The sequence below is a fragment of the Mycobacterium venezuelense genome, assembly GCF_054919535.1.
Genome location: NZ_JBONDW010000016.1, coordinates 109743 through 122799 on the forward strand (window position 1 = coordinate 109743; position 13057 = coordinate 122799).

Annotated in this window: 13 protein-coding genes; 3 read left to right on the top strand and 10 right to left on the bottom strand. The window is 65.9% G+C overall.

Features of this window, described 5'->3' with window-relative positions:
- Positions 1-10: 10 nt before the first annotated feature.
- The 3 genes from ACRCUN_RS24200 to ACRCUN_RS24210 are packed head-to-tail and all read right to left on the bottom strand — an operon-like array spanning position 11 to position 3515.
- Positions 11-1003 (bottom strand): ABC transporter permease, encoded by a 993-nt coding sequence (locus ACRCUN_RS24200; protein WP_462144153.1) that lies wholly within the window; start codon positions 1001-1003, stop codon positions 11-13.
- Positions 1004-1015: 12 nt separating this feature from the next.
- Complete coding sequence (locus ACRCUN_RS24205) at positions 1016-1945, bottom strand: ABC transporter permease (protein ID WP_462144154.1); 930 nt, start codon at positions 1943-1945, stop codon at positions 1016-1018.
- Positions 1946-1964: 19 nt separating this feature from the next.
- On the bottom strand, positions 1965-3515 hold the full coding sequence (locus ACRCUN_RS24210; protein WP_462144155.1) for an ABC transporter substrate-binding protein: 1551 nt from the start codon (positions 3513-3515) through the stop codon (positions 1965-1967).
- Between the two features lie 317 nt (positions 3516-3832).
- Between ACRCUN_RS24210 and ACRCUN_RS24215 the strand changes: the two genes are divergently transcribed.
- Positions 3833-4810, top strand: a complete 978-nt coding sequence (locus ACRCUN_RS24215; RefSeq protein WP_462144156.1) for a 2-hydroxyacid dehydrogenase — start codon at positions 3833-3835, stop codon at positions 4808-4810.
- On the opposite strand, the gene ACRCUN_RS24220 is transcribed toward ACRCUN_RS24215, so the two are convergent.
- The gene (locus ACRCUN_RS24220; protein ID WP_462144157.1) at positions 4807-5733 is read right to left on the bottom strand and encodes a LysR family transcriptional regulator; all 927 of its coding nucleotides are present in this window, start codon (positions 5731-5733) and stop codon (positions 4807-4809) included. The two genes, ACRCUN_RS24215 and ACRCUN_RS24220, sit on opposite strands and share 4 nt — an antisense overlap.
- 206 nt (positions 5734-5939) lie before the next feature.
- On the opposite strand from ACRCUN_RS24220, the gene ACRCUN_RS24225 reads away from it, so the two are divergent.
- Together ACRCUN_RS24225 and ACRCUN_RS24230 are read left to right on the top strand one after the other, a co-directional pair.
- On the top strand, positions 5940-6332 hold the full coding sequence (locus ACRCUN_RS24225) for an STAS domain-containing protein (RefSeq protein WP_462144158.1): 393 nt from the start codon (positions 5940-5942) through the stop codon (positions 6330-6332).
- 33 nt (positions 6333-6365) lie between these two features.
- Positions 6366-6842, top strand: coding sequence for an ATP-binding protein (locus ACRCUN_RS24230; RefSeq protein ID WP_462144159.1), 477 nt, complete (start codon positions 6366-6368; stop codon positions 6840-6842).
- On the opposite strand, the gene ACRCUN_RS24235 is transcribed toward ACRCUN_RS24230, so the two are convergent.
- From ACRCUN_RS24235 to ACRCUN_RS24260, 6 genes are all read right to left on the bottom strand, one after another.
- Positions 6815-7258 carry a response regulator gene (locus tag ACRCUN_RS24235; protein ID WP_462144160.1) on the bottom strand — a complete coding sequence of 148 codons (444 nt, stop codon included), beginning with the start codon at positions 7256-7258 and terminating at the stop codon, positions 6815-6817. The two genes, ACRCUN_RS24230 and ACRCUN_RS24235, sit on opposite strands and share 28 nt — an antisense overlap.
- Positions 7255-8832, bottom strand: coding sequence for a sensor histidine kinase (locus ACRCUN_RS24240; protein WP_462144161.1), 1578 nt, complete (start codon positions 8830-8832; stop codon positions 7255-7257). Before ACRCUN_RS24240 ends, ACRCUN_RS24235 begins: the two co-directional genes overlap by 4 nt.
- On the bottom strand, positions 8829-10049 hold the full coding sequence (locus ACRCUN_RS24245; protein WP_462144162.1) for a PP2C family protein-serine/threonine phosphatase: 1221 nt from the start codon (positions 10047-10049) through the stop codon (positions 8829-8831). The genes ACRCUN_RS24240 and ACRCUN_RS24245 overlap by 4 nt, the downstream gene beginning before the upstream one ends.
- 160 nt (positions 10050-10209) lie before the next feature.
- A complete protein-coding gene (locus tag ACRCUN_RS24250) occupies positions 10210-10716 on the bottom strand; it encodes a hypothetical protein (protein ID WP_462144163.1) in 507 nt (168 codons plus the stop codon).
- A 125-nt stretch (positions 10717-10841) separates the two neighbouring features.
- A complete protein-coding gene (locus ACRCUN_RS24255; protein WP_462144164.1) occupies positions 10842-12107 on the bottom strand; it encodes a glucarate dehydratase family protein in 1266 nt (421 codons plus the stop codon).
- Complete coding sequence (locus ACRCUN_RS24260; RefSeq protein WP_462144165.1) at positions 12107-13030, bottom strand: 5-dehydro-4-deoxyglucarate dehydratase; 924 nt, start codon at positions 13028-13030, stop codon at positions 12107-12109. Before ACRCUN_RS24260 ends, ACRCUN_RS24255 begins: the two co-directional genes overlap by 1 nt.
- Positions 13031-13057 lie beyond the last annotated feature (27 nt).

A 13057-nucleotide genomic window follows, 5' to 3' on the forward strand; every position in this document is an offset into this window, starting at 1 on the left:
ACAGATCCCTTCAGGAGAGGCGCTTTGCGGCACCGGTGAAGCGGGACAGGCGTTTCTGCGGAACGGTGAGCCGCCAGCGCTGGCCTGGATCGGTGGCGATGCGGGCCCAGGCGGCGAGGATCGTGGCCGAAACCGTCGTGATGACGATCGCGAGCCCGGGGAAGAACGACAGCCACCATGCGGTGTGCAGGTAGGTGCGGCCCTGCGACACCATGAGGCCCCAGCTGATGTCGGGCGGCTGGATGCCGATGCCGAGGAAGCTCAGTGAGCTCTCGGCCAGCATGACGTAGCAGAAGTCGAGTGTCGCGACCGTGAGCAGCGTGGGCAGCACGATGGGTACGACGTGACGCATGATGATCGAGCTCGCGCCCGCACCGAACGTGCGCGCGGCGTCGACGAACACGCGGCTCTGCAGTTCGGCCGATTCGGCGCGGGCGGTGCGCAGATAGACCGGGATCCTGGTGATCGCCAGCACCAGGATGATGTTGGCGGCGCTCGGTGAGAACACGTACAGGACCACGACGGCCAGCAGCAGCGACGGGAAGCTCATGATGACGTCGGCGACGCGCATCGCGACGGTCTCGCGCCAGCCCCGGTGGAAACCGGCCCACATACCGATCAGCGAGCCGATGACCGCCGAGATGACCACGGCCGGAACGGCCACCGACAGCGTCGTACGGCTTGCGACGATGAGCCTGGCCAGCATGCTGCGGCCCAGCGGATCGGTGCCGAGAATGTTGGCCCACCCGTGGGCCAGTGTGAACGGCGCCTGATTGGAGTTGTCGAGGTCGATGTCGGTGGCGAGATCGCCGACCAGCATGGGCCCGAAGATCGCCACGAGGAACACCAGTACGAGCACGGTGGCCGCGGCTGCAGCCACCCGGTCGTTGCCCAGCATCCGCAGCCATACGCCGCGGTCGCGGCGGCGGGCCGTCTCGGTTTCGGCCTCACCGATGATCGCCGTCGTCGGCTTCACCGGCACCAGGTCGATTTGTGTGCTCATATCGCTGAACTCCTAAACCTTCGCTGGTTCCCGCACCCGGGCGTCGAGTAGTGCGTAACAGGCGTCGATGACGATGTTGAGGATGAAAATGCTTACCGCGGTGAGCAATACGGCCGCCTGCAGCACCGCGAAGTCGCGTTGCAGGATCGCGTCGATCATGAGTTTCCCGATGCCGGGCCAGCCGAAGATCGCCTCGACCACCACCGCACCGTTGATCAGGCCCACCGCCAGGTCACCGGCGACGGTGAGCGCGGGCGCGGCCGCGTTGCGCAGTGCATGGTGGCTGACCACCCGCAGATCGCCTGCGCCCTTGCTGCGGGCGAGCCGGATGTAGGGCGCCGAAAGCGCCGAGACCATCGCGCCGCGCACCACTTGGGTGAGCACGCCGAGCGGACGGATCAGCAGCGTCGCGATCGGCAGGATCCACGACAGCACGCCGCCGTCCACACCGGACGTGGGAAGCCAGCCGAGCAGCACCGCGAACAACCACACCCCGGTGATCGCGAACCAGAAGTCGGGAATGGAGGCCGCCGTCATCGACAGCAGGCTGGAGAACCGATCGGCCAGCGAGTTGGGCCGGTAGGCCGCCCAGCAGCCGATGATCACCGCGCCGATGATCGCCAGAAGCATTGTGGTGACGGCCAGTTGCAGGGTGGCGGGAAAGGCGCGCAACGCCATTTCCGATGCCGATTCGCCGGTCCGCAGTGAGGTGCCGAAGTCGAGATGGATGACGCCCTTGAAGTAATCCACCAGCTGCGTGAGCATCGGCTGGTCGAATCCGTTGGCGGTCCGGAAGGCCTCGCGCTGCTCGGGCGTGGCCGACTCGGGCAGGTACAGGTTGGTCGGATCACCGGTGAGCCGGGCCAGCAGGAATACCCCGAGCAGGACGATGATCAACGGGATGGCGCTGGTGTACATCCGGCGCCGGACGAATGGGAACATTACTGGGCCCCTCTCCTGGTCACTGCTTGTCGGTGCGGTCGGCGGCGAATGTCATCTGCGACAACCGCATCTCGTCACCGGTCGCAGAGTCGGGCTGGTAGTCGACGCGCGGAGACTTCGCGAGCACGCCGGTCATATGCGCGATGTAGGCGAACTGGCCGATCTCGTTCGGTTCGTCGGCGAAGATCTTGGCGTAGGCATCTTGGCGCTGCTGCCCGGTCAGCTCGCCGGCCGCCTCGATCTTCTTGTCGAAAGCCGATGTGCCGTAAGCGCTCTGCGCGCCGTCGCTGCGCATGTACTGATCCACGCTGAACGCGGCGTCACCGGCCTGGTTGCCGTGCATGATCAGCGCGATGAAGGGTCCGGCACCGGCGGGAAACGGCTGCAACTGGTACTGCAGCTGAGCCGCGGTGTCCATCATCTCGATCTTGACGTTGAGGCCGATCTTGCTCAGCTCGTTCTGGATCACCTCGACTGTTTCGGTGACACCGGGGAACTGGCTGTTGCGGCCGATCAACCGAATCTGGCGGTCCACCGGAACGCCGTCGGCCCGCGCCTCGTCGACCAGTTGCTTGGCCTTGTCCGGGTCATAGGGCCACAGGGGCAGGTCCTTGTTGTAGCCGACGACGCCCTCGGGGATCAGCTGCGATGCCGGCTCGCCCATCCCGCGGTAGATGGCCTTCACGATTCCGGCCCGGTTGACCGAGTAGTTGATCGCGTGGCGGATACGAATGTCGTCGAGCGGCGCCTCGGTCGCGGTGATGCGCAGCGCCGTCGTCTCGTTGTTGGGGAACGGGACGCCGAGATCGCCTGCGCCGTCCTCCGGGCCCACCGACGTTCCGATGTCGGCCTCGTCGTTGACGACCATGGCCGCGCGCACGCTGCCCTCGCTGCGCCACTTGTATTCGGCGCGCGCGAAATCCGGTTTCTTGCCCCAGTACTTGTCGTTGCGCGCCAGCACCAGGTTCTGCCCGTAGTCCCACCGTTCGATGGCGTAGGGCCCCGTTCCGATCGGCTCGCGCACCTTCTCGGTCATGCTCGTGGTCTTCGGCACGATTTCCACGAACGAAATTCGCAGCGGCAGAATCGGATCGGGCTTCGGTGTGCCGACAACCACCGTCTTGTCGTCCGGCGCGGAGACATCGAGTACGTCATCGCCGAACACGTAGCCGTCGACGTTGCACTGCAGATCGGAGTTGACGGCCCGGTCGATCGAGAACGCGGCGTCGGCGGCCGTGAAGGGCGTGCCGTCGGAGAACGTGACGCCCTGGCGGACATCGAAGGTCCATTGATTCGGCGCGGTTTGATGCCAACCGGTGGCCAGCAGCGGCAGCAGGTCACCGGTCTGCGGGTCACGTTCGATGAGCGGCTCGGTGATGTTGGACCGCACCACCACGCCCGTGGACGTGAGCGAGCTTTCGCACGGCTCGAGCGTCGGCGGCTCCTGGGGCAGCACGATGCGCAGCGTGTTCGGGTCGTAGCCGCCGCGTGCCGTGTTGGCGACGGTGCAACCCGCGGTCAACGAGCACGCAGCGAGCCCGACAGCCGCAGCGACAAGGACTCGCCTCATGGACCCTCCAGGTAGTGATGTCCACGTATGTGGATGCTGGTTGTGACCGCAGACACACGCTATGAATGGCCACCAGCGACCGTCAACCCGGTGAAATCGGCTCGAACGGCCGACTCATGCCGTTGCGTCGGCGCGGTTAGGGCACCTTAACTAGGGCCTTGAGCTGCCTTTTTATCCGTCAGAGCAACGAGCGATGCGGTCCGTGCACTGGTGGACGGACAAATTATGCAGCTTGCGTATCAACCCATGCTATTTCCGTGTTGGACGGGTATTTGCAGGCAGGCTTAGCGTGAGTGCATCCCGACCTAGGAGAACGTGTGCCCACACCCGATTCCACCCGCCGCGTCCTGCAGGTGGGCCCGCTCAAGCCCTCACTGACCGAGACGCTGCGGAGCACCTACGACGCCCTGGTGCTGCCTGACAGGTCTGAGCGTGCCGCATTCCTGGCCGAACACGGGGCGCAGGTCACCGCGGTGGTGACCTCCGGGCGCACCGGCGTGGACGCCGAGCTCATGTCGGCACTGCCGAACCTGGGCGCGGTGGTGAATTTCGGAGTCGGCTATGACACGACTGACGTCGACGCGGCCGCGGCCAGGAACGTGATGGTCAGCAACACCCCGGACGTATTGAGCGATTGCGTGGCCGATACCGCCGTCGGCCTGTTGATCGACGTGCTGCGCCAGCTCTCGGCCGCCGATCGGTACCTGCGCGCCGGACGTTGGCCCGTCGACGGGAATTATCCTCTGACGCACAAGGTTTCGGGTGCGAGCGTCGGCATCATCGGGCTCGGCCGCATCGGCAACGCAATCGCCACCCGCCTCGCCGCATTCGGCTGCTCGATCAGCTATCACAATCGCAACGAACGCACCGACAGCCCCTACGGGTACGTCGCATCGCCCGTCGAACTCGCCCGGCAGGTCGATGTCCTCGTCATCGCGGCGGCCGGCGGCAACGCGACGCGGCGTCTCGTCGATCGGGACGTGCTCGACGCACTCGGTTCGAACGGCTATCTGATCAACATCGCGCGCGGCAGCGTCGTCGACGAGGACGCGCTTGTCGAAGCGCTGGCCGACGGCCGGCTGGCCGGCGCCGGGCTCGACGTGTTCGTCGACGAACCGAACGTGCCCGAGGCGCTGCTGACGATGGACAACGTGGTGCTGCTTCCACACGTCGGCAGCGGCACGGTCGAGACCCGGGCCGCCATGGAAGCACTCACCCTGGCAAACCTCGACAAGTTCCTGCAGTCGGGCGAGCTCGTCACGCCGGTGCCGCTGCCCGCTGCGACCAGAAGCTAGCCGACGAAGTCCTCGACCAGATCGTCGGTGGTCCACTCGCGCTGCGGAAGCACATCGCGCAGCAAGCGCAACAGGGCCGGATTGGTGCTGTCACCACGCCACACCGCGTCGAGTTCCACCGGCCGCTCCCGGAACGCGCCGATCGAGCGGAACACCACGCCCTCGGGGTGCAGCGTCGCGGCCGAGGCGGGCACCAGCGCGATCCCGATGCCCGAGCGCACCAACACCAGCATGGTGTGCACCTGCGTGACGTACTGGACGTAGCGCGGCGTGGCGCCTGCGATCGTGAAGGTGCTGATCAGCAACTCGTTGAAGTAGCGGGCCTGAACGGGCGAATACATGACCATGTCCTGGCCGTCGAGGTCGTTGAGCGTGAGCTGACGGCTGACGTCCACGAGCGGGTGCGATGCCGGTAGGGCGGCGATGAGCTGCTCGTGCAGCAGCGGGCGGGAAACCAGGCCGGGGCGCTTCAACGGCGGCCGGGCCATTCCCAGGTCCAGCTCGCCGGTCATGAGGCCCTCGATCTGAACCGCGGTGACCATCTCCCGCAGATCGAGCTTCACGTCGGGAAGCTGCGCCCGCGCGGCTTCGAGCAGCGGGGGCAGGATCGCGTGCGCCGATGCCGCGGTGAAGCCGATCACCACCGTGCCGAGATCGCCTGCGGGAACTCGTTTTACGTTCAGGGCGGCACCTTCGGCCAGCTGCAGGATGCGGCGCGCGTCGGGCAGGAAGGCCACCCCGGCCGGGGTCAGGGTGACCGATCGGGTGGTCCGGTCGATCAGGTGCACACCCAGTTCGTTCTCCAGCTGCTGAATCTGCCGGCTGAGGGGCGGTTGCGTCATGTGTAACCGTTCCGCGGCGCGGCCGAAGTGCAGTTCTTCGGCGACGGCGATGAAACAGGACAGTCTCGACAGGGAGAACACCGCTGCAGCCTATCCACGACGGCGCCGATAAATGCGCTAACGGCATGAATGGAGGCGGACCGCCGTCGGGCCGGGCATCTGCGCGGGTCGCGACCGGAGAACGCGAGGTGTGAGTTTCCGCCATCGGGGGTAAGAAGGTGTACGGCGTCGAGGTCGATAGAATCGTCGGCGGTGCCATCAGGGCCACGAACACGTCGGAGGTGACGATGACTAGCCAGCCAGACCCGGCCGTTGGAGCCAGCAGCGCTGCAGCGGCGGCCAGCTGTGCAGTCGAAGAACGCCGTATCGGTGAGATCAGCGTGGTATCGGTGGCAGGAACGGTGGACATGCTCACCGCTCCGCAGCTCGAAGACGCCATCGGCTCGGCGGCGAAGAGCTCGCCGACTGCGGTGGTGGTCGATCTGAGTGCCGTGGACTTCCTGGCCTCGGCCGGCATGGGCGTGCTGGTCGCCGCGCATGGCGACCTGAGCCCGGAGGTGAAAGTCGCCGTCGTAGCCGACGGCCCTGCCACCAGCCGACCGCTCAAACTCGTCGGGATCGCAGAAGTCGTCGACTTGTTCGCCACACTCGACGAGGCACTATCTGCCCTGGCGACATAAACCAGGTCGCATTCGGGTAGCCACCAGGTCGTTATGACAGACGCAGGCGAGTCAGCGAACTTCAACAAGGTGGACATCACCGCTGCCCCCGAACGGGCCGCGCAAGTGCGGCACGAGTTTTCGGATTGGCTGCAACGAAACTTCAGCCTCGACCCGGTCAAAACCAGCGATGTGCTGTTGGCCGTCAACGAAGCACTCGCCAACGCGGCGGAGTTCGCGTACGTCGGCGCGCCCGAGCCCGGGGTCATGCATGTGCGAGCCGACTACAACCGCGACGCGGCCACCCTGACCGTCACCGTGACCGACGAGGGTGCCTGGCGGATCAGCGAGAAAACCGAGGATCCGGCCCGCGGCCGCGGCATACCGCTCATGCACGCGCTCACCGATCGAGCCGTCATCGACTCGACATCGGCGGGGACCCAGGTGTCGCTGCAGTGGGAAGGCATCTCGGCGTCACCGGCCGTCGCGGCCGAGGTGCCCGCTCAGAACTGGGGAAGCCGCACCACCTGAACGAAGAACTCGTCGATCTGGCGCACCGCACTCATGAACTGGTCCAGGTCAACCGGTTTGGTGACGTAGGCATTGGCGTGCAGTTTGTAGCTGCGCAGAATGTCTTCTTCCGCCGACGAAGTCGTGAGAACCACGATCGGGATGTGGCACAGATCGGCGTCTGACTTGATCTGCTCGAGCAACTGCCGTCCGTCGTACTTCGGCAGGTTGAGGTCGAGCAGGATCAAGTCTGGCCTCGGCGCATTCTCGAAGGCCCCGCGCCGATACAGGAAATCCAGTCCCTCCTCACCGTCGTGTGCGACGTGGAGGTTGTTCTTGATCTTGTTGTGCTCGAAGGCTTCCCGGGTGATGAGCTCATCCCCGGGATCGTCCTCCACCAGCAGGATGTCGATCGCTCGTGTGTCAGGCTCGGTCATTCCGGTGTTCCTTCCAGTTGAACCGCGGGAACTTCGTTCGGTTCGGTGGTGGGTGTTGCTGGCAGGGTGAAGAAGAATCGCGTGCCGTCCGCATACGACGTGTCGATCCAGATGCTTCCGCCGTGATACTCGACGATCTTCTTGCAGAGCGCGAGGCCGATGCCCGTGCCCCCGTACACGTCGCGGCCGTGCAGCCGTTGGAAGATGATGAACACCTTGTCGACGAATTCTTCGGCAATGCCGATTCCATTGTCAGACACCGAGAATACCCAGTTTTCGGAATTGCTATCGGTCCCCGGCCAATAATCGATGACGATACGGGGCGCGGTGTCTTCGCGTCTGAACTTCACGGCATTGCCGATGAGGTTCTGCCACACCATCGTCAGCAACGTCGGGTCCCCGTCGACGTGCGGGAGCGGCTCCGCCGGCCGTACGACCTCGGTACCCGACTCCTCGATTGCCGTCGACAGGTTGCTCAAGGCACGGTCGAGCACCACGTCGAGGTCGACTTCGGTGTTGGTCGCGTTGAGCCGCCCGACGCGAGAGAACGTGAGCAGATCGTTGATCAGCACCTGCATGCGTTTGGCGCCGTCGACCGCAAATCCGATGTACTCGACACCGCGCTCGTCGAGTTTGTCCCCGTACCGCTTTTCGAGGAGTTGACAGAACGAGGCGACCTTGCGCAACGGCTCCTGCAGATCGTGGGAGGCCACGTAGGCGAACTGTTCGAGTTCGGCGTTGGACCGCCGTAGTTCGGCGGCCTGCTCGTCCAGCGCCTCACTGGCCGATCGCGACGCGTCGAGCTCCTCGACGATCCGCTGCCGCATGTCCTCGACGTCTGCCGCGATGGCGCGAATGTCTTTGGGGCCCTGCGGAACAATGCGCTCACCGAAGTTTCCCTCGGTGATCCTGCGGCACGACGCCGCGAGGGCGCCCAGCGGCCGCGTCACGGCGCCGCGCACGGACACCGCGATCAGCAGCGCCATCGTGAAGAAGCCAGCGACCATCGCGATCAGCACACCGTCCCGCCACCCTCGGATCCGGGTGAGATCGTCGATGCTCGCATTTCTGGCCTCGACGAGGTGGTTGTTCTGGACGTCGAACAACGCACGCAGCCGGTCGAATTCGACTCTCCCGCCCTCGGCCATGTTGTTGTCGATCACGGCGGGCCGACCGGGGGTCACACTCGCGATGAGTGGCTCGGCATACGTCGTTCGCCAGGTCGTGGCGGCCCGCTCGATCGCATCGAGGTCGGCGACCAGGTCGCTGCGACCGGACAGTTGCCTCCGGATTTCCTCTGCCGCAGCCGCTTCCGCTTGCCGTCCCTCGCCATAAGGTCCGAGGAACTGACGGTCGGCGGCGATCGCGTAACCGCGGACTGCGGTTTCCTGATCACGCAGCGCCGCCTGTAATTGATAGGCAGCCACCCGGGCCGGTTGGATGTCGTCGATAAGCTCACTGGTCATCGCGTCGGTGCGGTTCATCAGGAGGCCGCCGGCCACCGCGCCGGACAGGACGACAGCCCCCATGACCGTCAACGCCAGGTTCAGCCAACCTTGGACCGTGAGTTTCATGTCGATGATCGCTCCACGCGGATGACCGCGATGTCGTCGGTGAGCCCGCCATGCGGCTGCGCGCGGGATTCGGCCTGGCGGATCAAATTGTCGACGAATTCCTGGCCGGGCAGGTGCGCCAGGGAACGTGCCATCGCGAGCAGACCATCCTCGCCGAGTCGTTCGTCCCCGTCTCCGGCATGCCCCTCGAACAGTCCGTCGGTGAGCAGCACGAGGCCGTGACCCTCGTCGAGCTGCAATCGGTTCACCGGCCACTCCGTGGCGCCGAGCCCCAGAGCCGAGCCTGCGGGCGGCTCGAGCCAATCCACGGTGTTTCTGCCATGCAGCAGCATGCCGGGATGGCCGGCGCGCACCGCCGTGAAGTGCCCGCTGGCCGGGTCCAAAGCCACGCTCAGCAGGGTCGCGAAGATCCCTCGACCGGGACGCTCGGTCGTCAGGATGCGGTCGAGTTGGTGCATGCGCTCGTTGCCGCGCAGGCCCGCGAAAGTCAGGGCCCGCCAACCGATACGCAATGCCACGCCGACGGCGGCCTCATCCGGGCCGTGACCTGACACATCGCCGATCATCACATGGACGGTGCCGTCGGGGGTCTGAACGACATCGAAAAAGTCCCCGCCGATCAGGGCGTCGCGCCGGCTCGGCAGCGATTGCGTGACGATCTCCACGCCCGGGTTCTCATGGAGCAACGGGGACGGCAACAAACCACGCTCGAGTCGCGCATTCTCCTGTTCGCGCATTCGGCTGGCATGCAAATCGACCGCGGTGAGTTCGGCACGTTTGCGTTCGATGGCGTAAAGGACGGCGCGCCGCAGCATCTCGGGATCGACGCGACCCTTGACGAGGTAGTCCTGCGCACCCGATGCGACCGCCGAGATCCCGAAGTGCTCGTCATTGAGACCGGTGAGCACGATGATCGGGATCGTGGCATCGCGCCGGCCCAACCGGTGCAGGGCATCGATACCGGTCGCGTCGGGCAGATTGAGGTCCAGTAACACGCAATCGGGCCGGTTGTCGGCGACCCTGCGCTCGGCGTCGGAGATCGACTGTGACCAGATGAAGTCGATGTCGGCAGCGGCATCCGCGATCAGCTCTTCCACCAGCAACGCGTCCGCGCGATCGTCCTCGACCAGCAGTAACGACATTCGGTGGGCACCGGGCGTACTTAATACACCGGTGGTCGACGCAGCCAGAAGCTGCGGGTCTATTGGCGCGCGCATGGGAAATCACGTCCTTTACGTAATGCGGTCACCCCGGTCGCGCTGACCCTGCTTTAGTGACAACTTCTCGACAATACCCAGACACCGGCGTCAATTCAGCATCGGGAGCGTCTCACCCCGGGCATGGTGACTGGCCATGGCGCTGAACTTCATGGCCGAACTAAGGCCCTGGACTCGAGTAGATCTCGAAGCCGAAATGCTTGAGCGGTTGCAGCACCGGTGACTCGCCGAGATTGGTCATCGGGTCGGTCACCATCGCTTCGGAGAACGTCGCGAAGGCCACCATCTGCCCGCGGTCGAACGCGAACGCGTACCACTCGAACCCGGCGTTGACGAGATCCACCTGCATCGCGAGTTCAGAGGGGAAGCGCGCGATCGTAATGTTGACGACCTCGCCATCGGGTTGAACCCGGGCCTCACACGCCGCGCCCGCGGTCGCATACGGCAACTCCTCGTACGGGATTCGCAGGTCGTACAGCGGCGGCACACACACCGCCGCAATCCAGTCGCTTGGCCAGTGCGTCACTGTGTTGATCGCTTCGTACCTGTCTCCAGGCGGGAGTGGACTGGCCAGCCGTAGTGTCGCCCGTTCGTACGGTGGCGGAGGCTGAAGTGCGACGATCATCGCGACGACCATGACTATCGCCGTGACCACGGCGTATGACATCAGAAGCAGCCGAACGCGTGCTCTCGACACCTTCTCCGCATTAGGCGGCGGCGATTCTGGAGTCATCGATCCCCCTGCCCGTCTGACGACCATGATGAACCGTCACAGGCGCGGGGGCTAGGGGACTACCAGCGCGGGCTGGCCGCCTCGAATGACGGATCGACGCTGCGCATGTAGCCGGTGTCGTCCCGATCGCGGATGCCGCAGCGCACGTACTGCTCGTGCAGCGCGGCCAGGCTGTCCTCGTCGATCTGCACGCCCAGGCCGGGCGCCGTTGGCACCGGCACCGCTCCGTCGCGGAACACCAGCGCGCCGTCCTTGACGACGTCCTCGGTCTTCCACGGCCAGTGCGTGTCGCACGCGTACGTGAGATTCGGTGTGGCCGCGGCCAAGTGGACCATCGCGGCCAGGCTGATGCCCAGATGCGAGTTCGAGTGCATGGACAGGCCGAGCCCGAACGTGTCGCAGATGCCGGCCAGCAACCGCGACCGCTGCAACCCGCCCCAGTAGTGGTGATCGGACAGCACGACCGACACCGACTTCTTGGCGACCGCGGGCGCGAGCTGGTCGAACGCCACCACGCACATGTTGGTGGCCAGCGGCATCGGCGCCTGCGCGGCAACCTCTGCCATGCCGTCGAGGCCCGGGGTGGGATCTTCGAGATACTCCAAGATCCCGGCGAGACCGGAAGCCACCTTGACCGAGGTCTGCGGCGTCCAGGCCGCGTTCGGGTCGAGGCGCAGCGGATGATCGGGGAACTCGGCACGCAGTGCCTCGATGGCCGCCATCTCCTCCTCGGGCGCGAACACGCCGCCTTTGAGTTTGATTGCGGTGAAGCCGTATTCGTCGACGATCCGGCGGGCCTGCGCGACGATGCCGTCCGGGTTGAGCGCCTCGCCCCAGCCGTCCGGTTCGGCACCGGGATGCGCCGCCCATTTGTAGAACAGGTAGGCACTGAACGGCACCGCCTCGCGCACCGCTCCCCCGAGCAGATCCGACACCGGCCGTCCGGTCGCCTGCCCCTGCACATCCAGGCAGGCCACCTCGAACGGTGAGAACACCTGATCGACGGCGCTGGCCGAGGTGATCATGCCCGCGGTGCCGACCGCGGCGGTGTCACCGTGCAAGCGGTCGGCGATGGCTGCGCGAAGGACGTTGAGCGCGAACACATCCTGGCCGACGATGGCGTCTGCTGCGGCGGTGAGCCGTTCGAGATGGCGCGTGTCGGCGTAGGTCTCGCCGAGGCCGGTCAGCCCGGCATCGGTGTTGAGCTGGATGATCGCGCGCAGCGCATACGGCTGATGGACACCGACGGTGTTGAGCAGCGGCGGGTCGGCGAACGCGACCGGCGTGATCCGCGCCCCGGTGATGCGGATCCGGTTGGCCGCCATCAGTGCACCAGGGCGTCGGCGATCACCGCACGGCCGGCAGCGAGGATCCGCTGCAGTTCGGCGACGTCGTCGGGGCTGGCGTCGACCAGCGGAGCCCGCACCGGCCCGGCAGGCAGTCCTTCCATGGTGACGCCTGCCTTGATCAGCGACACCGCGTAGCCGGGCACCTTGTCGCGCAGGCGCACCAGCGGATGGAAGAACTCGCGCAGCAGCGCGGCGGTCAGCGTCTCGTTGCCGGTCTCCAGAGCCTGGTAGAACGCGAGCGCCAGATCGGGGGCGAACGCGAACGTCGCCGACGAGTACAGCGTGACGCCGATGGCGCGGAACGCCTGCTGTGAGACTTCTGCCGTCGGCAGGCCGTTGAAGAACTGGAACGGCTTGCCGCTCGGCGCGAGCGCATCGGTCACCGCGCGGACGATGCGGGCAACCTGATCGAAATCGCCTGTGCCGTCCTTGAATCCGACGACGTTGGGCAGTTGCGCGACCTCGACCGCCGACGCTTCGTTGAAGCGTGCGTTGTTGCGGTTGTAGACCACGAGCGGTAGGTCGGTGACGGAGCTGACCTCGCGGGTGTAGCCGACCAGCCCGGCTTGGGGCATCTCGACGAGATACGGCGGGAGCAGCAGCAGCCCGTCGGCTCCGGCTTCGGCAGCGACCCGCGCGAACGTCTTCGCCGAGGCGACCGACCCGCCTGCGCCGGCATAGACGGGAACCCGCCCGGCCACCGCCTCGACCGCGGTGCGCACGACGGTGCTCATCTCCGACGGCTCAAGGGCGTGGAATTCGCCGGTGCCACAACCGATGAAGACGCCACCGGGGCCGGCGTCCACACCCTTGGCGACGTGCTGTGCGAGCCGGTCCGCGTCCACCTCACCCGCTGCGGTGAGCGGTGTGACGGGGAAGAACAAGACGCCGTCGAGCATATTTCTACTCCTCAGATTTTCTACGGT